The following is a 17,662-nucleotide window of genomic DNA, read 5'->3' on the forward strand; positions in this document are numbered from 1 at the left end:
TAGAACGATCGAATTTATCGGGGACATTCTCGAAAATGAATGATGAAGAAAGGCCGCCGACAGCCAGTAATGCAATAAAATCCGCCGGAAACGGTTCTGAATACAAGCCTCGCCGTATTCGTCCGCGAATTAAAGCCGTTCCGGCCATTCGACAAATTTATTGGTGCGACCCGAAATGGGTAAGACACGCCCTGCCGTCATCGTGTCGTTCAAGCATACGCTCACTGGGCACTGCCTCGTCCTTCCGACATCCACAGACCCACAGGAAGGCGAGAGCGGGAGATGGGCGCACAAGCTGTCGCTCGAGATCGAGAAGGGAAAGATGTCCTACGTCGTCTGCAACCACCCGCACACGGTTTCGACGGCCAGACTTCAGATGCTCTGGGGAAAGAGCACGCCTCGGCTCGATATTCAGGAATTCAGGCTGATAATCGATAAGCTCATGGCTTGGCTTCCAAAGCTCGATTGACTTTTGTGGAGGCCGCCCGCGTTCTCGAACAACGGGTTTTTCCGTTGACGGAATTAGCGACCATCGCTAGATGTAACGTTACCTGCGGCCCCGAAAGGGTGTCCGTTTCTCCGCGAGGGGAGTGAAAGGCGAAGGGGACCGAAAAGGTCCCCTTTCGTTTATCTTCGAGAGCAATTCGCTGCAACGGACGCGAGTGCGCGACCGAGCCGTTCCCTTTCTTCCCGGCGTCCGAATCGAGCGCCGCATCGCTCGATCAGGGGACGTCGACTCCAAACGAGAGACCGCTGACGCTTTCATCCTAGCGGCTGAACGTCTATGAGAGTCGGCTCTGAAAGAGACCGGCAGCGAACAGCCCCGAGGACGAACGGCGTTGAACGAGCAGACCCCCAATTCCTTCCGCAACGGCCCGGACGAGAACGGCCGCTTCGGCCTGTTCGGCGGCCGCTTCGTCGCCGAGACCTTGATGCCGCTCATCCTCGACCTCGAGCGCGCCTATGGTGAGGCCAAGGCCGACCCGTCCTTCCAGGCCGAGCTGGACAGCCTGCTGAAACATTATGTCGGCCGTCCGAGCCCGCTCTATTACGCCGAGCGCATGACCGAATATTTGCGCGGCCTCACGGCGGCGGTCGGCGGCGAGGGCGGCGCCAAAATCTATTTCAAGCGCGACGAGCTAAACCACACCGGCGCGCATAAGATCAACAATGTGCTCGGCCAGATTCTGCTCGCCCGCCGCATGGGCAAGAAGCGCATCATCGCCGAGACCGGCGCCGGCCAGCATGGCGTCGCCACCGCCACCGCCTGCGCCCGCTTCGGGCTGGACTGCGTCGTCTATATGGGCGCCGTCGATGTCGAGCGACAAAAGCCCAATGTCTTCCGCATGAAGATGCTGGGCGCCGAGGTCCGCCCGGTGCAGTCCGGCGCGCGCACGCTGAAAGACGCGATGAACGAGGCGCTGCGCGACTGGGTCACCAATGTCTCCGACACTTTTTATTGCATCGGCACCGCCGCCGGCCCGCATCCCTACCCCGCCATGGTGCGCGATTTCCAATCGGTGATCGGCAATGAGGCGAAGGAGCAAATGCTCGAGGCGGAAGGTCGGCTTCCCGACTCGCTGGTCGCCTGCATCGGCGGCGGCTCCAACGCCATCGGCCTGTTCCACCCCTTCCTCGACGACGCGTCGGTGGAGATTTACGGCGTGGAAGCCGCCGGCCACGGCCTAGACGTGGAGAACGGCCACGCCGCCTCGCTGGCGGGCGGACGGCCGGGCGTGCTGCACGGCAATCGCACCTATCTGCTGATGGACGACGACGGCCAGATTCTCGAAGGCCATTCGATCTCCGCCGGCCTCGATTATCCGGGAATCGGCCCGGAGCATTCCTGGCTGCGCGACATCGGCCGCGTGACCTATCTCTCGGCCACCGACAAGGAGGCGCTCGCCGCCTTCCAGCTCTGCTCCAAGCTCGAGGGCATCATCCCCGCGCTGGAGCCCTCCCATGCGCTGGCCAAGGTCATGGAGCTGGCGCCGCAGAAGCCGCAGGATCATCTGATGGTGATGAATCTGTGCGGACGCGGCGACAAGGATATTTTCGCCGTGGCGGAGCATTTGGGGGGAATGTGAGCTTGCCGGCTCAGAGGGTCGCTGATGTCCAAGCCCTATGACCGTTACGGCTCCGCCCCGCGAGGCCGAAAGCGCGACAGCGCGCCATGGAAGGCGGGCCGCCCGATCAATTCACCGAAAGTCGAGCGCCGCTACGCGCTCGACGAGCTTCTGTCGGAAGCGCCTTCGAATCCCTCTGTGGCTACCAAAGGCTGGATGAATTCGCCGCCAATCGGCCGTGAATTGCTCTGAACGCGCGAGGCGACGATCACGCCGCCTCGACTTCCGCCTTGATGCGTTCGCCGAATTCGCGTTCCGCGATCTCGAGATCATATTTCGTCTGCAAATTCATCCAGAACGCCGCGCTGTTGCCGAAGTAGCGCCCCAGTCGCAGCGCCGTCTCCGCGCTGACGCCGCGCTTGCCGGCGACGATCTCGCCGATCCGATTGGCCGGCACGCGCAGTTTCAGCGCGAACGCATGCGCGCTGAGCCCGCGCGCCTCGAGTTCCGCGGCCAGCGTGCGCCCCGGATGGACCGGCCCGAATCGGAAACCGCCTGCGGGCGCTTCGAAGACGTCTTCGCCCTTCTTCGCCATAATGACCTCAATGATAGTCGACGATCTCGACCTCGAAGGCGTCGCCGCCTTCGAAACGAAAGGCGATTCGCCACGGCCCATTGACCTTGATCGCCCATTGGCCCTTGCGGTCGCCCGACAGCCTATGCAGCCCGACGCTGCGCAGCTGCGGCACATCGTCGAGCGAGGCGGCGCTGTCGAGCTCCGCCAGACGCTGGCGCGCCAATTCCGCGTCGAGGCCCGAGAACTTCGACTTGCCGGTTTCGAGAAACTGGCGCGTCGCCGTTCCTTTGACGGATCGTATCATATGTGGAGCGTATGACGCTATCCGCAAGCAAGCAACTCGAACCCCACCCCGCCATTCCCCTTCGCCCTCCCCTATGCTATCGCCTGCCGCCATGACCACACGCATCGACGCCCGCTTCCAAGCCCTGCGCGCCGAGGGCCGCGCCGCCCTCGTGACCTTCGTCATGGCCGGCGACCCGGACCTCGAGACCTCGCTCGCTCTGTTGAAGAGCCTGCCCAAGGCCGGCGCCGACGTGATCGAGCTCGGCATGCCCTTCACCGATCCCATGGCCGACGGCCCCTCCATCCAGGCGGCCGGACTGCGAGCGCTGAAGGCGGGCACGACGCTGAACAAGACGCTCGCTCTGGTCCGCGCCTTCCGCGCCGTAGATCAGGCCACGCCGCTCGTGCTGATGGGCTATTACAACCCGGTCTATGTCCATGGCGTCGCCGCCTTCCTCGAGGAGGCGAAAGCGGCCGGCGTCGACGGGCTCATCATCGTCGATCTTCCGGCGGAGGAGGATGCGGAGCTCTGCCTGCCGGCGCGCGCGGCGGGGCTGAACTTCATCCGCCTCGCGACGCCGACGACAGATGACAAACGCCTGCCCAAAGTGCTCGAAAACACGAGCGGCTTCGTCTACTATGTCTCGCTCACCGGCATCACCGGCGCGGCGCTCTCGGATTATTCGGGCGTGTCGGAGGCGGTCGCGCGCCTCAAGCGGAGCACGCCTCTGCCGATCGCTGTCGGCTTCGGCGTCAAAACGGCGGAGAACGCCGCCGCTATTGCGAGATACGCAGACGGCGTCGTGGTGGGCACGGCGCTGGTCGACGCGCTGGCGGGCTCGCTCGACGCCGAGAAACGCGCTGGACCGCAGACGGTGGAGGCGGTCACAAAGCTCGTCGCCGATCTTTCCCGCGGCGTGCGCGGCGCACGGACGCAAGGCGCGAAGAAGGAGCAGCCCTTCTCGCTGAAAACCGCCTTCGGAGCGCTCGCGAGGCTCTGGTCATGAACTGGTATTCGAACGTCGTTCCGCCCAAGATCAAAGCCCTCATCAAGCGCGAGGCGCCCGAGAACGCCTGGGTCAAATGCCCGGAGAGCGGACAGCTCGTGTTCCACAAGGACATAGAGGACAATCTCTATGTCGTGCCGGGCTCCGGCTATCACATGCGTATCCCCGTGGAGGCGCGGCTCGCGAGCGTCTTCGACGATGGCGCGCATGAGCTGATCGCGACGCCGGAAGTTCCGAGCGATCCGCTGAAATTCCGTGACATCAAGCGCTATGTCGACAAGATCAAGGAATATCGCTTGAAGACCGGCCGCACGGATGCGGTGACGATCGCCCATGGCAAGCTCGAGGGCGCAGCCGTCACCGTCGCGGTGCAGGACTTCGAATTCATGGGCGGCTCGCTCGGCATGGCGGCGGGCGAGGCGATCATCGCCGGCATGACGCACGCCATAGAGAAGCGCACGCCCTTCATCATCTTCACCGCCTCCGGCGGCGCCCGCATGCAGGAGGGCATGTTCTCGCTGATGCAGATGCCGCGCACGACGATCGCCGTGCGCCGGCTGCGCGAGGCGCGCCTGCCCTATATCGTCGTGCTCACCAATCCGACGACCGGCGGCGTCACCGCCTCCTACGCCATGCTTGGCGACATTCACATCGCCGAGCCCGGCGCGATCATCGGCTTCGCCGGCGCTCGCGTCATCGAGCAGACGATCCGCGAGAAGCTCCCCGAGGGCTTTCAACGCGCGGAGTATCTCAAGGACCATGGCATGGTCGACATGGTCGTGCCGCGCCAGGAGATGCGCGAGACTCTGGCGCGGCTCTGCGCGCTGCTGACCAAAGCGCCGCGCCGCGCGGCCTAAGAGCGAAAGCAACTCCCATGGATCAGCGCGACGCGATTCTGACGCGCTTGCTGGACCTTCATCCAAAGAAGATCGATCTGTCGCTCGGACGGACCGAAAGGCTGCTGGCCGAGATGGGTCATCCCGAGCAGCGCCTGCCGCCGACCATCCATGTCGCCGGCACCAATGGCAAAGGCTCGACGCTCGCCTTTCTGCGCGCCATTCTGGAGGCGGCCGGACAGCGCGTGCATGTCTACACCTCGCCGCATCTGCTGCGCTTCAACGAGCGCATCCGCCTCGCCGGCCGCCTCGTCGACGACGAGCGGCTGAAGCGCGCACTGGAAGATTGCGAGCGCGCCAACGGCCAGCGTCCCGTGACCTTCTTCGAGATCACCACTGTCGCCGCCTTCACCCTGTTCGCCGAGGAGCCGGCGGACTGGCTGCTGCTGGAGACCGGCCTCGGCGGACGCTATGATTCGACCAATGTGATCGAGCGCCCCAAGGCGACGATCGTCACCTCCATCTCGCACGACCACACCGAATTCCTCGGCGATACGATCGAGAAGATCGCTTATGAGAAAGCCGGCATCTTCAAGCGCGGCGTTCCGGCGATCATCGGCTTTCAACAGCAGGACGGCGCCCGCGCTGTGCTGGAGCGCGAGGCGCGCCGGCTCGGCGCGCCGCTGACCATCGCCGGCGAGGATTTCCATATTCGCGAGGAGAACGGCCGCTTCGTCTATGAGGACGAGCGCGGCCTGCTGGACCTGCCGCTGCCGCGCCTGCCCGGCCGCCATCAGCAGGCCAACGCCGCCGGCTCCATCGCCGCCCTGCGCGCCGTCGCGCCTCAGATCGGCCCCGAGCATATAGAGGCCGGCCTCACGCGCGCGGAATGGCCGGCGCGGCTGCAGCTGCTTTCGCGCGGGCGGGTGGCGGAGCTGGTTCCGTCGGGCTCGGAAGTCTGGCTCGACGGCGGCCATAATGACGACGGCGGCCGCGTGCTCGCCGAAGCCATGGCCGAATTCGAGGAGAAGAACGCTCGGCCGCTGGTCTTCGTCTGCGGCGCGCAGGTGACCAAGGACGTGCGCGCGCTGATCAAACATTTCGTCGGCCTCGCCCGCGAGGTCGTCGCCGTGCCGGTGGAGGGCGAGCACAAGAGCTGGCCGCCGGAGGAGATCGCCGCCCTCGCCTGCGCCGAGGGCATGCGGACAGCCGCCGCCGACAGCGTCGAGAAGGCGCTGGCGATCATCTCGCAACGAAATTACGAGACTCCGCCGCGCATTTTGATCGCCGGTTCGCTCTACCTCGCCGCCGGCGTGCTGGCGCTCAACGGCTCGGTGATCGAATAGCTCACGCCTTGGCGAGCGCCTCCAGCAGCCTGCGGGCCGCCGGGCTCGAGGAGGCCGGATTTTGCCCGGTGATCAGCAGGCCGTCCTGAACGACATGAGGCGCCCAATCGGGGCCCTTGGAGAACAGCCCGCCCTTCGCCCGCAGCTCGTCCTCGACCAGGAAGGGAACGATATTGGTGAGGCCGACGGCCTCCTCCTCGCTATTGGCGAAGCCGGTCACATTTTTGCCCGCGACCAGCGGCTTACCGTCCGCGCCGACGACATGGCGCAGCACCCCTGGAGCGTGACAGACGAGGGCGACGGGCTTGCCCCCGCCGCGACGAAGGATCGGATCAGCGCGATCGAATGCGCGTCCTCGGCGAGATCCCACAAAGGCCCATGGCCGCCGGGGTAGAAAACCGTGTCGAAATCGGCCTCGCGAAGGCTGTCGAGGCGCGCCGTATCGGCGAGCCGCGCCTTAGCCGCCGCATCCGCCTCGAATCTGCGGGTGAGATCGGTCTGGAAATCCGGCTCGTTGCTCTTGGGGTCCAGCGGAGGCCGCCCGCCCGCGGGGGAGGCCAGAACGACCTCGGCCCCGGCGTCCTGGAAGACGTAATAGGGCGCGGCGAGTTCCTCCAGCCAGAAGCCGGTCTTGTGGCCGGTGTCGCCGAGCCGGTCGTGCGAGGTGAGGACGATGAGGATTTTCATAGATTTCTCCCTGTTCGCGCGCTCGTCGTCGTGGAGAAATGGCGCGCCCCCGCGGCCGGCGCCCGTCCCGATGAGGGGCGCGCGCTCGAGCCTACTTGGATTCGGGGAAAATTTGCTCCACAAGCGCGCAAGAAGCGTCTCGCGTGGACGGAGCGAAGTGAATGACCCTGATGTTGACGAGCGTCGCCTGCGTGGCCGAGGCCGAGATCGTTCTGGCCGGAGGGGCGGACGTCATCGACTGCAAGGACGCCTCCCGCGGCGCGCTGGGGGCCCTGCCCCTGGCCGATATCTCCGCGATCGTCGCAGCCGTCGCCGGACGGCGTCCGGTCAGCGCCGTCGTCGAGCTCTCGCATGACCCCGAGCTGGCGCGACGCGCCATAGAGGAGGCCGCCGCGCTCGGCGTCGCTTTCGTGAAATTCGCTCTGCCCGCGACGCCGGACGCCGAGGCGCTGATCGAGGCGCTGGCGCCTCTCGCGCAGCGCATGCGGCTGGTCTCCGTCCTCTTCGCCGATCTCGGGCCGGATCTGGAGCTGCTGCCGCGCCTCGCCCGCGCCGGTTTCGCCGGCGCGCTGCTCGACACCGCGCATAAAGGCAAGGGCCGGCTGCTCGAGCATTTCGACATTGGCGCACTCTCCGCCTTCGTCGAGCGCTGCCATGCGCTCGGCCTCGAGGCGGGCCTCGCCGGCTCGCTGGAGGCGCCGGACGTGCCACGTCTGCTGGTGACGGGCGCCGAGGTGCTGGGCTTCCGCGGCGCGCTCTGCGCGGGCCATGACCGCAAGAACGCGATCGACGCGCAAGCCGTCGCGCTGATTCGCGACCTCATCCCCGGCGGCCCGACGCGCTCGGACGCAAAAGGCGCGCGGCTCGCCGCCAATGTCGACTGGTCGCTCGTCGTCGGACGCGGCTATCTCGAGAGCCGCGAGCGCAGCCGCGAGATCGATCACATATTCGTGCGCGACCTCGTCATTCCGGTCGAGATCGGCGCCTATGATTTCGAGCGCGGCCGCACGCAGCGCGTTCGCTTCAATGTCGATGTGGATGTGACGCGCGTTTCCGCCGGCGGCGACGACATGCGCAATGTCTTCTCCTATGACGTCATCATGGATGCGATCAAAATGATCCTCGCCTCCGGCCATATAGAGATGGTGGAGACGATCGCCGAGCGCCTCGCCGAGCTGGTGCTGCGGCACGAGCGCGTGCAGGGCGTGAATGTGCAGGTGGAGAAGCTCGATGTCGCGCCGGGCGCGGTCGGCGTGCGCATCCGCCGCGAGCGCCAGGCCGAGACCGCCAAGGTCCATCACCTCTTTCCGGGCCTCCCCGATGCCGAGCCCAAGAGCTGAAGCGCGCCCAAAAGCTGACGCGCGCCATCTGGTCGCCAAGCTCGGCGGGAGCCTCTCGGCCTCGCCCGTGCTGCGCCAATGGCTCGCGGCGCTGTTGCGCTACGCCGGCCCTCTGACGATCGTCCCCGGCGGCGGCCCTTTCGCCGACGCCGTGCGCCGCGCGCAGGAGACGCTGCGCTTTTCCGACGAAGCCGCGCATGAGATGGCGATCATGGCCATGGAGCAATATGGGCGCGCACTTTGCGACCTCGAGCCGCAGCTCGTCCCCGTCTCGACGCCGCAGGAGGCCGAGGCGGCGCATCGGCGCGGCGCCGCGGCCATCTGGCGCCCGGTTGCGATGACGCGCGCCGCTCCCCAGATTCCGCAGAGCTGGGAGATGACGTCCGACAGTCTCGCGGCCTGGTATGCGCGCGAAGCGGGAGCAAGCGCTCTGCTGCTGATAAAGAGCGTCGATTTCCTCCCCCAGAGGGCGTTTCCACCTCCCCCTGGAGGGGGGAGGTCGAGCGCCGAAGGCGATCGGGAGGGGGTGACGCCCCGAGTCTCGGGGCTCACCCCACCCCGGACCGTTTCACGGTCCGACCCTCCCCCTGACGGGGAGGGTAGTGACGCGCCGCCGAAGCAACCGATCGTCGATCCCTGCTTCGCGCATCATGCGCGAGGGCTCGACGTCTTCATCGCCGGCCCCGCGGCGTTGCGCGAGGCGGACGAAAGTCTCGCGCGCGGCGCCATTCCCGGCGCGTCCTTCGATTTCACCAGAGAGCAAAGCATCGCATCATGAAAAAGGTGGTCACGCCGCGGTGGGGTTGGGCGCTCACCGGCTCGGGGCATTTCTTCACCGAATGCCTCGATATCATCCGCTCGCTCGACCATGTCGATCTCTTCGTCAGCAAGGCGGCGGCCGAAGTGATCCGCATGTATAAGCACCGGCTCGACGACATGCCCGATCATGTCCGCGTCTTTCGCGACACGACGGCGAGCGCGGCGCCGGTCGGCGGCTTCTATCACAACGCCTATCACACGCTGATCGTCGCGCCGGCGACCTCCAACACGGTCGCGAAATTCGTCTATGGCATCTCCGACAATCTCGCGACCAATGTGTTCGCCCAGGCCGGCAAATGCCGTGTGCCGACGGTCGTCTTCGCCTGCGACACGGCGCCGGAGCTGGAGACGCAAGCGCCCGACCGCAAGGTGATGGTCTATCCGCGCCGCATCGACCTCGAGAACACCGACAAGCTCAAATCCTTCGAATCGACGCAGGTCGCCGAGAGCCTCGCCGCTTTGCACGAGGCCGTCGAGCGAAGGCGCCGCGAGCTTTCCGCTCGGGAGCCGATCGGGAATGTCTGAGCGCCTGCTGTTCCTCACCGGCCATTTGGCCCTGCCGCGCCTCGAGCGCATGCTGGCGGGCTTCGGCGAGGAGGCGAGGGACTGGCGCATCCACGACATTGGCGTGAAGGTCGCGGCGCTGATGACGCAGGAGATCATCCTGCGCCGCCTGCCGCGCCCGCTGGAGGCCGATCGCGTCATATTGCCCGGCCGTTGCCGCGCCGATCTTTCCGCTCTCGCAGAGGCCTTCGGCGCGCCCTTCGAGCGTGGGCCGGAGGAGATCGCCGATCTTCCCGCTTTTCTCGGCAAGCGCGGCGGCAAGGCCGATCTGACGCGCCACGACATGCGCATTTTCGCCGAGATCGTCGACGCCTCCATCATGAGCGTCGACGACGTGATCGCGCGCGCGACCATGCTGCGCGAGGCGGGCGCCGACGTCATCGATCTCGGCTGCCTGCCGGACACGCCCTTTCCGCATATGGAGGAGACGATTCGAGCGCTCAAAGAGCGCGGCTTCGCCGTCAGCCTCGATTCGGCGAAGCGCGAGGAATTGGAGCGCGGCGCGCGCGCCGGCGCGGATCATCTGCTCAGCCTCGACGAGCACAGCCTCTCCCTCCTGCCCGATCATTCACCGCTCGTTCCGATTCTCGTGGCCAATCCGCATGGCGATCTCGATTCGCTGCAGCGCGCCGCGCGCATCGCGGAGCGCCGAGGAATCTCCTATATTCTCGACCCGATCCTCGATCCCATTCACTTCGGCCTCGCCGCCTCCATCGAGCGCTATGTGGAGACGCGGCGCCGCGAGCCGCAGGCCGAGATCATGATGGGCACGGGCAATCTCACCGAATTGACCGACGCCGATTCCTCGGGCGTGACCGCTGTGCTGCTGGGTCTGTGCTCAGAGCTCGACATTCGCCATCTGCTCACCGTGCAGGTGAGCCCGCACACGCGCCGCACCGTGCAGGAGCATGACGCCGCGCGGCGCATGCTCTACGCCGCCCGCGCCGATCGCGCTCTGCCCAAAGGCTATAGCGACGCGCTGCTGCAGGTCCACGACAAGCGGCCCTACGCCGCGACCCCGAGCGAAATCGCCGAGCTCGCGCGCGAGCTGCGTGACGAGAATTTCCGCATAGAAGTCGCCGAGGACGGGATTCACATCTATGCGCGCGGCTTTCATCGCGTCGCGCAGGACGCCATGTCGCTGTTTCCAGAGCTCGGCGTCGAGAAGGACGGAGCCCACGCCTTCTATCTCGGCGCGGAACTCATGAAGGCGGAAATCGCTTTTCGTCTAGGCAAGCGCTATCGGCAGGACGAGCCTCTGGACTTCGGCTGCGCTTTGGACAGATCGCGCGAGGATGAAACGCGCCAGCGTGAAGCCGGCCACACGCTGCGCAAGGCGCGGGATCGATGAAGTTGCGAGCGCTATTGGCGAATAGGAGCAGCCGATGCCCATGATCCGCGAATGCATCGTCACCACGGTCGGAACCAATGGCCAGACGCATATCGCGCCTCTGGGGCTGATCGAGCAGGACGAATTCTGGGTCATCGCGCCCTTCCGCCCCTCGACGACGCTGGCCAATCTCGAGGCCGCGCCCTTCGCCACCGCGAGCTTCATCGACGATGTGCGTATTTTCGCCGGCTGCGTCTGCGGCAGGAGCGACTGGCCGCAGGAGGCCGTCCCCGGCTGGCCGGCCGCGCGCCTCACCGCAGCCCTCTCGCACGCCGAGCTGGAAGTCGCGCGCAACGAGCCCGATCAGCAGCGCCCGCGTTTTTTCTGCCGTATTAGAAAAATCGTCTCCCACAAGCCCTTTTTGGGGTTCAACCGCGCCCAGTCCGCGGTCGTCGAGGCCGCCATCCTCGCGACGCGGCTCGGCATGCTGCCCCGAGAAAAAATCGACACAGAACTGGCCTATCTCCAGATCGCGATCGACAAGACGGCCGGAGCCGCCGAGCGCGAGGCGTGGGAGCTGGTGACAGCCAAGATCGAGGCTTATCTTCAAACACAGTCGGAATGACCGATTCGCCCTTCGGGAGCGGAACGGCGCAGCGCCCCGCGCGCGAATTTCGACGCAATTTTTCACGAAGGATGGACCATGTCCGAAGCTATGACGACAGAACATCTCGAGCATGCGGAACATGCCGAGCATGTGGCCCATGAAGGCACGCCCTTCATGACGCAGGTCTCGATGACGATCGCCATATTCGCGGTGATCGCCGCGACCATCGGCAGCCTGGAGACGATCGAGACGGCCGCCACGCTCGGCGCGCAGAACGCCGCCGCGCTCAGCCAAAGCAAGGCCAGCGACCAATGGGCCTTCTTCCAGGCCAAGAGCATCAAGAAGAGCGTGAACGAGGTCGCGGCGCGGCAGGGCGGCCCGCAGGCCGAGCCGCTCGGCCGCGAGGCCAAGCGCTATGACGACGAGAGCAAGGCGATCAAGACCGAGGCCGAGGGGCTGGAGCATCGGGTCGAGGAGCATCTGCACGAGGCCGAGCATCACGAGCATCGCCATCACATTCTGACGATGGCGGTCACGCTGCTGCATGCGGCCATCGCCATAGCGACGATCGCGATCATCACCCGCGGCAGCAGATGGCCGTGGTATTCCGGCCTCGCTCTGGCCGCCTCGGGCGTCGTCCTGGCCGGCTACGCCTATATCTGAGCGTGAGAGGACGGCCGGGCCCGCGGCGGAGCGCCGCGGCCGCCCGGCCGAAGCCAGCCTGAAATCCGCGCATTGCCGAGTTTTCGTTCGCAATTTCGTCGACTTGTCTCATTTTTTGCGCATGCGACGCCCGGCCGAGGCCATTTCGCCGCTTTGCGAGCGTGGGTTGTTTTTTCCGTCTCCATCGCAATCTCTCCGGTGGAGGAGTGCCTCCAATGTCTGCATTGAGCGAATGGCTCTTCGGCGTCGACAATCTGACGCCGCATGGTTTCTGCCTCCTCTGGGAGCCGGGACTGATCTGGCTTTTCGCGATCTCCGACGGCTTGATCGCGCTGGCCTATTTCTCCATCCCGCTGGCGCTGGTCATCATCGGGCAGAGACGCTCCGACCTCGTGTTTCGCCCCTTGTTGTGGCTGTTCGCCGCTTTCATCCTGCTCTGCGGCGCCACTCATTGGCTCGATGTCGTTACGCTGTGGAAGCCGGTCTATGGCGTGCAGGGAATCGTCAAAGCGGTGACCGCGATGGTCTCTCTCGGCACGTCGATCGCTCTGTGGTGGTGGCTGCCGAGCTTTCTCGCGCTTCCCTCGCCCGAGCAGCTGCGCAAGGCCAACGCCGCTCTGCGCGAGAGCGAGGCGCGTCTGGTCCATTCGCAGAAGATGGAGGCGATCGGCCAGCTGACCGGCGGCATAGCGCATGACTTCAACAATGTGCTGCAAGTCGTCACCGGCTCGGTCGGCGTGATCGAGCGCCAATTGGCGCGCGGCCGCGCCGAGGAGATCGGCCCCGCCGTCGCGGCGATACGCAAAGCGACGAGCTCCGCCTCCAGTCTCATCGATCGGCTGCTGTCCTTCTCCCGCCGCCAGACGCTGCTGCCACGCGTCATCGAGCCGGACAAGCTCGTCGTCGAACTCGAGGATTTGCTTCGGCGCACGCTGGGCGGCGGCATCGATCTCGATCTGCGTCTCGGCCGCTGCCGGCGCAATGTCGTCTGCGACCCCTCGCAGCTCGAGAGCGCGCTGCTCAATCTCGCGATCAATTCGCGCGACGCCATGCCGGCCGGCGGCGTGCTCGAGATCGCGACGGCCGATCGCCGGCTCGCCGCCGATCCCTCCGATCCGGACATAACGCCCGGCGATTATGTCGAGATCACGGTGAAGGACAATGGCTCCGGCATGAGCCGCGATGTGCTGGCGCATGTCTTCGAGCCCTTCTTCACGACCAAGCCGACCGGGCGCGGCACCGGCCTCGGCCTGTCGCAGATCTATGGCTTCGCGAAGCAATCGGGCGGCTTCGTGCGCATCGACAGCGCGCCGGGCCAAGGGACCAGCGTGCGAATCTATCTGCCGGGACGCGACCAGCCGGCCGTCGCCGCGGAGCCGGCGAGCGCCGTAGCGCTCGACGAGCCGAGCGAGGAATGCGCCGCCGCGCCATGCGGAAAAACCCTGCTCGTCGAGGATCAGCTGGAGGTGCGCCTCCAGATCGCCGACACGCTCGAGGAGATGGGCTGCGACGTCATAGAGGCGGATGACGGAATCGCCGGACTGAAGGTGCTCGAGTCGGGGGAAAGCTTGCGCCTGCTGGTCACAGATGTCGGCCTGCCGGGCGTGAGCGGACGCCAGCTCGCCGAAGCCGCCCGCGCCGCTCGGCCAGAGCTTCCGATCCTGCTCATCACCGGCTATGCGGGCAAATCGCTCGACAGCCTCGATCTCGCGTCCAACATAGAAATTCTGCGCAAGCCCTTCACGCTCGAGGAATTGACCGAGCGGGTGCGCGCCTTGCTGGCGCGGACCGCCGCCGCCGGCTAGGTCATATTGCGAGCAGAGCGACCGCGCAGGCCGGCGCGCAATCGGCGGCGGCTGTCGTGGCCTGCGGCGTCGCATCGATGAAATAGGCGACATCGCGGTAGGCGCGACCCTGGGACAGCGCGAGGCGCGCGACGAGCGCCCGGCCGACGCCGGCGCCGACGATGGGCGCGTCCTCCGCCACCGCGCCGCGCGAGCGCAGCAGAGCGATTTGATCCTCGATCGACCGTATTTGCGCGCGCGCGAGGTAAGCCGCGAAGGCGCGCCATTGCGCGGGCGAGGCCTCGGCGGCGTCGCGGCCGGCGAGGCGCGCGAGACGGGCGATCGATTCGGCGACGCTCTTGCCGCGCCCATCGGCGGTCGGCTCGGCGTCGGCGTCCTCGGCGAGATCGCCCAGCACGCGGCGAACATCCGCCATGGTCGCGAAATTTTCGCGCGCCAGCGGAGTCCAGCGGCCGGCGAAGGGCGCCTGCGTCACGCCGGCGAGCGGATCGCCGCGCGACAATCCCGTATAGACCAGCTCGCCATTGGCGAGCCGCTCGGCGTCGCCGCCGCCCAGAGCGCTCACGCGGCCGCCGCAGACGGGCACGAGATCGGTCGTCGTCGAGCCCATGTCGACAAAGAGCGCCTCTGGAATGCGCCGCGCCACCAGCTCCGCGCTCGCCCGCCAATTGGCGGATGCGATCGCCTGCGCGGCGGCACCGACCTCGGCGAAGGGAAGGAAGCCGGCCTCGCCCGCATAGAACAGCGTCTCGGCGCCTTTCGTGCGCCGCGCGACAGCGGAGGCGATCGTCGCGACGCCGGCGGCGCGCGTCTCGAAGGCGTCGGAAAGCTCGGCCGTCATGGTGACGGCGAAACAAGTGACGGCGAAACGCTCGGCGGCGGCGAGGCGGGCGACCGCCTCCTCTATCGCGGCCTCGAGCCGCGCGACGCCATAATGCGGATTGCACGGCAGCAGCAGGACCTCGACGATCCGGCCGTCGCAGGCGCGCGCGGCTTTCAGATGCGCGCCGCCTATGTCGAAGCCGATGACGCTCGTCACACTCGCTCTCTTTTTAAAAAGCAAAGGGGAGCCGCGAACGGCTCCCCCGATAATCCTCGAGCCTCGGACGAAGCCGTCAGTTGGCGCCGAAAGGATGCTTGACGTCGTTGCGCTTGGCGACGACCTCGGCGGCCTTCGGCTCGCCCTTGATGGCGCGCGCGATGGCTTCCTTCGTGGCCTGATAGTTGTACTCTTGGATCTTCTTGTCGTCGTTGGCTTCCCAATGAATGAACACGCCGACCGAGATGAACAGGTCATCGGCCTCGGCGAGCGGGATCACGCCTTCGGCGACCGAATCGGCGACGGCCTTGGCGACGCCGGCCTGAGCCGGTCCAAACATCTGAACGGCCTGCTTGGCGTTCTTGATGGTGACCTTGTTGAAGAGGATCGTGTTCGGCTTGGCCAGCAGGTTCGGCGCGACGACGGCGAGCAGCGTCGTGAAGCCGTCCTTGTTGTTGACCAGCGCATTGGCGAAAGCGGTCTCGGCCGCGCTGCCGCGCGGTCCGATCAGCAGGTCGATGTGGGCGACTTCATTGCCTTCGCCGACGAGCGACTCGCCGATCATGAGCTTGTTGATGAGGGCCATTTTCTCTTCTTTCTTATCGACATGTCGCTTCGGATACTCCGAGCCGTTCTCGGGCGTCGCGCTGTCGAAGACGCGCCGCCGTCATCAATCATTTTCGGGTGACAGCGGCAAGTCGGGAAACAAACCGTCGGGAAACGAACCCTCGGGACGAAACCGTCGGGACGAAACCGTCCTGCGCGCTACTCAGAGGAGGCTGCGCGCCAGCGCGAAGGCGTGGCGGAAGTCGAGGCACAGCGGCTTGTCGGAGGTGGTCATCTGCTTGAAGAGGCCGGCCTCCGTCCCGTATTTGATGTCGCCGATCGCGAGCGCGCCGATGCCGAGCGCGCCGGAAGGCAGCTCGACGCCCTTGTCGTGCAGCTTGACGCCTTCGACGCCGAGCGGCGGCACGGCGTTGACGTCGGCGGCGATGAGCAGCGACTTGGCCGCCGCGAGATCATCCTTGGAGAGCACCTGAACGCCGGCGCGCGCCGCGCAGAGCGCGATCTCGTGCTCGATGAGAAGCTCGCGCACCTGCTCGGGCTTGCTGCCGTCGGCCGGCTTCACCTTCACGCCGAATCGGGTCTCGATCTCCTGCGCCTGCGCGGAGACACGCTCGAGGCCGCTATAGCCGACGATGGTCACATCGGCGCCCTCGAGCGCCGCGATGACGGCGGAGGAAAAGCCGACGACGCCGGTCGCGCCATAGACGACGACCTTCGCGCCCTTGAGCTCGCGGCCCTTCTTGTCGCGCAGCACCTTCTCCACGAAGGCGACCATGGCGCCGGCCGTGGTGAAGGAGCCATAGGGGTCAGCGAAGAGCGAAATCTCGAACGGCTTCAGCAGCGCCTTCTGGGCGGCGTCCAGCATGTCGAGCGCGAGAATGGCGTCGCGGCCGGCGAAGAAGATGCCTGTGCGCAGAGCGGCGGACGGCGCGCGGGAGAACATCGCGTCCTGCACCAGCGCGGTCACCTCGTCCAGAGTGACATTCGTGTAGGGGATCGCCGCGTCGAAGCCCGCGTCGAGCGCCATGTTGACGTCGAACGGGCTCATATGCTTCAGCGTGCTCAACATATGAAGGATCGATTTGGCGGCCATGGGAAATTCCTAACCTTTCTGTCCGTTCTTCAGCGTTCCGGCGCGCGAACGCGCAGCGCCTGCGTGACGCCCGAGCTCGAGGCAGCTTTCGGATGAGCGATCCCGGGACGGCGGGCGCGGGCGGAGCCCCGGTCTCGAATGGCGAGACGCATAGACCGCAGAACGGGGCGAATGTCCAGCCTATTGTCCTTGGCCGGACGCGTCGGCCGAGGCGGCCGATGCAGGCCGAAGGCCTCAATAGCCGTAGGGCGAAGGCGCGAAGGGCGCGGCTCCCGCCGGCGGATCGAAACGATAGCCGTCGGCGCCCCAGACCGGCGCGGATCGGACCGGCGCGGCCGGCGCGACATAGACGGGGGCGGCGGGCGGCGGCGCATAGGCCGGACGGTAGCTCGGCCGCTTCGCCTGAGCGGGAGCGGCGGCGATGAACGCGCCGGCGAGGACGACGATCGCGAAGCCGCCAATTTTCATGGACCTTCCCCCTCCACAGGCCGCGATGCGGTCCCGAGGAAGGGAAATCGGGCGGCGCCCGGCGACGTCAAGGGTCGAGAGGCGCGGCGGCTTTCGTCCAGTTTTCCGCTTCTCCCATTGCCTTCGACTCGACCTCGGCGCATTCTCGCCGCCCATGTCGGACGAAGCGTCTCTTCTCGCGGCCAACGCCGCTTATTACCGGGCCTTCGTCGCCGCCGATCTGGACGGGATGGCGGCGATCTGGGGCGATGACGAAATCTGCTGCATCCATCCGGGATGGCCGCCGATCTTCGGACGCGAGCAGGTGCTCGCCTCGTTTCGCGACATTCTGCGCAACCCTATGCAAGATCCCGTTCTTCGCCGCAGCGAGCGCGCGCTGATCAGCGGCGCGGACGGACGCATCGTCTGCATAGAGATTGTCGGCCAGGCGGCGCTCGTCGCCACCAATTGCTTCCGCCTCGTCGACGGCGCCTGGCGGCTGGTGCATCATCAAGCGAGCCCGCTGATGGTCGAGAGCGAGCCGCCCCCGCAGACGTCGCCCCGCTCGCTGCACTGAGCGGGGA

The 17,662-nt window shown here is 66.4% G+C and carries 20 protein-coding genes and 1 pseudogene; 14 read left to right on the plus strand and 7 right to left on the minus strand.

Annotated features, from left to right (window positions below):
* The first annotated feature begins 175 nt into the window (after positions 1–175).
* The 3 genes from IY145_RS06905 to IY145_RS06915 all read left to right on the plus strand — a co-directional run bounded on the left by IY145_RS06905 (position 176) and on the right by IY145_RS06915 (position 2,318).
* Positions 176–469, plus strand: coding sequence for a type II toxin-antitoxin system PemK/MazF family toxin (locus IY145_RS06905; RefSeq protein WP_196407525.1), 294 nt, complete (start codon positions 176–178; stop codon positions 467–469).
* A gap of 370 nt (positions 470–839) precedes the next feature.
* Positions 840–2,087, plus strand: a complete 1,248-nt coding sequence (gene trpB, locus IY145_RS06910; RefSeq protein WP_064033784.1) for a tryptophan synthase subunit beta — start codon at positions 840–842, stop codon at positions 2,085–2,087.
* Positions 2,088–2,111: 24 nt separating this feature from the next.
* The gene (locus tag IY145_RS06915) at positions 2,112–2,318 is read left to right on the plus strand and encodes a hypothetical protein (protein ID WP_196407526.1); all 207 of its coding nucleotides are present in this window, start codon (positions 2,112–2,114) and stop codon (positions 2,316–2,318) included.
* A 16-nt stretch (positions 2,319–2,334) separates the two neighbouring features.
* Here the strand turns inward: IY145_RS06915 and IY145_RS06920 are convergent, their stop codons facing one another.
* Both IY145_RS06920 and IY145_RS06925 read right to left on the minus strand, forming a co-directional pair.
* On the minus strand, positions 2,335–2,661 hold the full coding sequence (locus IY145_RS06920; RefSeq protein WP_196407527.1) for a HigA family addiction module antitoxin: 327 nt from the start codon (positions 2,659–2,661) through the stop codon (positions 2,335–2,337).
* Between the two features lie 7 nt (positions 2,662–2,668).
* Entirely contained in the window at positions 2,669–2,947 is a 279-nt protein-coding gene (locus IY145_RS06925; RefSeq protein ID WP_196407528.1) for a type II toxin-antitoxin system RelE/ParE family toxin, read from the minus strand.
* Between the two features lie 91 nt (positions 2,948–3,038).
* Between IY145_RS06925 and trpA the strand changes: the two genes are divergently transcribed.
* The 3 genes from trpA to IY145_RS06940 are packed head-to-tail and all read left to right on the plus strand — an operon-like array spanning position 3,039 to position 6,117.
* The gene (trpA, locus tag IY145_RS06930; protein WP_196407529.1) at positions 3,039–3,935 is read left to right on the plus strand and encodes a tryptophan synthase subunit alpha; all 897 of its coding nucleotides are present in this window, start codon (positions 3,039–3,041) and stop codon (positions 3,933–3,935) included.
* Positions 3,932–4,792, plus strand: a complete 861-nt coding sequence (accD, locus tag IY145_RS06935; protein WP_196407530.1) for an acetyl-CoA carboxylase, carboxyltransferase subunit beta — start codon at positions 3,932–3,934, stop codon at positions 4,790–4,792. Before trpA ends, accD begins: the two co-directional genes overlap by 4 nt.
* 17 nt (positions 4,793–4,809) lie before the next feature.
* The gene (locus IY145_RS06940) at positions 4,810–6,117 is read left to right on the plus strand and encodes a folylpolyglutamate synthase/dihydrofolate synthase family protein (protein ID WP_196407531.1); all 1,308 of its coding nucleotides are present in this window, start codon (positions 4,810–4,812) and stop codon (positions 6,115–6,117) included.
* Position 6,118: 1 nt separating this feature from the next.
* Here the strand turns inward: IY145_RS06940 and IY145_RS06945 are convergent.
* Positions 6,119–6,804: pseudogene (locus IY145_RS06945) on the minus strand (type 1 glutamine amidotransferase domain-containing protein).
* 161 nt (positions 6,805–6,965) lie between these two features.
* Here IY145_RS06945 and IY145_RS06950 point away from each other — a divergent pair.
* The 7 genes from IY145_RS06950 (at position 6,966) to IY145_RS06980 (ending at position 13,932) form a co-directional block, all read left to right on the plus strand.
* Positions 6,966–8,144 (plus strand): (5-formylfuran-3-yl)methyl phosphate synthase, encoded by a 1,179-nt coding sequence (locus tag IY145_RS06950; protein ID WP_196407532.1) that lies wholly within the window; start codon positions 6,966–6,968, stop codon positions 8,142–8,144.
* Positions 8,125–8,922: an aspartate kinase gene (locus IY145_RS06955; protein WP_196407533.1), complete on the plus strand. Its 798-nt coding sequence runs from the start codon at positions 8,125–8,127 to the stop codon at positions 8,920–8,922. Before IY145_RS06950 ends, IY145_RS06955 begins: the two co-directional genes overlap by 20 nt.
* Entirely contained in the window at positions 8,919–9,488 is a 570-nt protein-coding gene (locus IY145_RS06960) for a flavoprotein (protein ID WP_196407534.1), read from the plus strand. Before IY145_RS06955 ends, IY145_RS06960 begins: the two co-directional genes overlap by 4 nt.
* Positions 9,481–10,878: a DUF6513 domain-containing protein gene (locus IY145_RS06965; protein ID WP_196407535.1), complete on the plus strand. Its 1,398-nt coding sequence runs from the start codon at positions 9,481–9,483 to the stop codon at positions 10,876–10,878. The genes IY145_RS06960 and IY145_RS06965 overlap by 8 nt, the downstream gene beginning before the upstream one ends.
* A 34-nt stretch (positions 10,879–10,912) precedes the next feature.
* Positions 10,913–11,482 (plus strand): DUF447 domain-containing protein, encoded by a 570-nt coding sequence (locus IY145_RS06970; RefSeq protein WP_196407536.1) that lies wholly within the window; start codon positions 10,913–10,915, stop codon positions 11,480–11,482.
* Positions 11,483–11,560: 78 nt separating this feature from the next.
* Positions 11,561–12,127: a DUF4337 family protein gene (locus IY145_RS06975; protein ID WP_196407537.1), complete on the plus strand. Its 567-nt coding sequence runs from the start codon at positions 11,561–11,563 to the stop codon at positions 12,125–12,127.
* A gap of 215 nt (positions 12,128–12,342) precedes the next feature.
* Entirely contained in the window at positions 12,343–13,932 is a 1,590-nt protein-coding gene (locus IY145_RS06980) for an ATP-binding protein (RefSeq protein ID WP_196407538.1), read from the plus strand.
* A gap of 1 nt (position 13,933) precedes the next feature.
* Here IY145_RS06980 and IY145_RS06985 read toward each other — a convergent pair whose 3' ends face one another.
* The 4 genes from IY145_RS06985 to IY145_RS07000 all read right to left on the minus strand — a co-directional run bounded on the left by IY145_RS06985 (position 13,934) and on the right by IY145_RS07000 (position 17,099).
* Positions 13,934–14,971: a hydantoinase/oxoprolinase family protein gene (locus IY145_RS06985; RefSeq protein ID WP_196407539.1), complete on the minus strand. Its 1,038-nt coding sequence runs from the start codon at positions 14,969–14,971 to the stop codon at positions 13,934–13,936.
* Positions 14,972–15,047: 76 nt separating this feature from the next.
* On the minus strand, positions 15,048–15,557 hold the full coding sequence (fae, locus tag IY145_RS06990) for a formaldehyde-activating enzyme (RefSeq protein ID WP_196407540.1): 510 nt from the start codon (positions 15,555–15,557) through the stop codon (positions 15,048–15,050).
* 183 nt (positions 15,558–15,740) lie between these two features.
* On the minus strand, positions 15,741–16,631 hold the full coding sequence (locus tag IY145_RS06995; RefSeq protein WP_196407541.1) for an NAD(P)-dependent methylenetetrahydromethanopterin dehydrogenase: 891 nt from the start codon (positions 16,629–16,631) through the stop codon (positions 15,741–15,743).
* A 234-nt stretch (positions 16,632–16,865) separates the two neighbouring features.
* A complete protein-coding gene (locus IY145_RS07000) occupies positions 16,866–17,099 on the minus strand; it encodes a hypothetical protein (RefSeq protein ID WP_196407542.1) in 234 nt (77 codons plus the stop codon).
* Between the two features lie 154 nt (positions 17,100–17,253).
* On the opposite strand from IY145_RS07000, the gene IY145_RS07005 reads away from it, so the two are divergent.
* Positions 17,254–17,655 carry a nuclear transport factor 2 family protein gene (locus tag IY145_RS07005; RefSeq protein WP_196407543.1) on the plus strand — a complete coding sequence of 134 codons (402 nt, stop codon included), beginning with the start codon at positions 17,254–17,256 and terminating at the stop codon, positions 17,653–17,655.
* Positions 17,656–17,662: the final 7 nt, after the last annotated feature.

It is taken from the genome of Methylosinus sp. H3A, assembly GCF_015709455.1.
In the GTDB taxonomy this organism is placed as follows: domain Bacteria; phylum Pseudomonadota; class Alphaproteobacteria; order Rhizobiales; family Beijerinckiaceae; genus Methylosinus.

Bases quoted from the DNA above. Each gene is read 5' to 3' on its own strand.
- IY145_RS06905 (WP_196407525.1), top strand. From the start codon at position 176: ATGGGTAAGACACGCCCTGCCGTCATCGTGTCGTTCAAGCATACGCTC.
- IY145_RS06915 (WP_196407526.1), top strand. From the start codon at position 2,112: ATGTCCAAGCCCTATGACCGTTACGGCTCCGCCCCGCGAGGCCGAAAG.
- IY145_RS06920 (WP_196407527.1), bottom strand. From the start codon at position 2,661: ATGGCGAAGAAGGGCGAAGACGTCTTCGAAGCGCCCGCAGGCGGTTTC.
- IY145_RS06925 (WP_196407528.1), bottom strand. From the start codon at position 2,947: ATGATACGATCCGTCAAAGGAACGGCGACGCGCCAGTTTCTCGAAACC.
- trpA (WP_196407529.1), top strand. From the start codon at position 3,039: ATGACCACACGCATCGACGCCCGCTTCCAAGCCCTGCGCGCCGAGGGC.
- accD (WP_196407530.1), top strand. From the start codon at position 3,932: ATGAACTGGTATTCGAACGTCGTTCCGCCCAAGATCAAAGCCCTCATC.
- IY145_RS06940 (WP_196407531.1), top strand. From the start codon at position 4,810: ATGGATCAGCGCGACGCGATTCTGACGCGCTTGCTGGACCTTCATCCA.
- IY145_RS06950 (WP_196407532.1), top strand. From the start codon at position 6,966: ATGACCCTGATGTTGACGAGCGTCGCCTGCGTGGCCGAGGCCGAGATC.
- IY145_RS06955 (WP_196407533.1), top strand. From the start codon at position 8,125: ATGCCGAGCCCAAGAGCTGAAGCGCGCCCAAAAGCTGACGCGCGCCAT.
- IY145_RS06960 (WP_196407534.1), top strand. From the start codon at position 8,919: ATGAAAAAGGTGGTCACGCCGCGGTGGGGTTGGGCGCTCACCGGCTCG.
- IY145_RS06965 (WP_196407535.1), top strand. From the start codon at position 9,481: ATGTCTGAGCGCCTGCTGTTCCTCACCGGCCATTTGGCCCTGCCGCGC.
- IY145_RS06970 (WP_196407536.1), top strand. From the start codon at position 10,913: ATGCCCATGATCCGCGAATGCATCGTCACCACGGTCGGAACCAATGGC.
- IY145_RS06975 (WP_196407537.1), top strand. From the start codon at position 11,561: ATGTCCGAAGCTATGACGACAGAACATCTCGAGCATGCGGAACATGCC.
- IY145_RS06980 (WP_196407538.1), top strand. From the start codon at position 12,343: ATGTCTGCATTGAGCGAATGGCTCTTCGGCGTCGACAATCTGACGCCG.
- fae (WP_196407540.1), bottom strand. From the start codon at position 15,557: ATGGCCCTCATCAACAAGCTCATGATCGGCGAGTCGCTCGTCGGCGAA.
- IY145_RS06995 (WP_196407541.1), bottom strand. From the start codon at position 16,631: ATGGCCGCCAAATCGATCCTTCATATGTTGAGCACGCTGAAGCATATG.
- IY145_RS07000 (WP_196407542.1), bottom strand. From the start codon at position 17,099: ATGAAAATTGGCGGCTTCGCGATCGTCGTCCTCGCCGGCGCGTTCATC.
- IY145_RS07005 (WP_196407543.1), top strand. From the start codon at position 17,254: ATGTCGGACGAAGCGTCTCTTCTCGCGGCCAACGCCGCTTATTACCGG.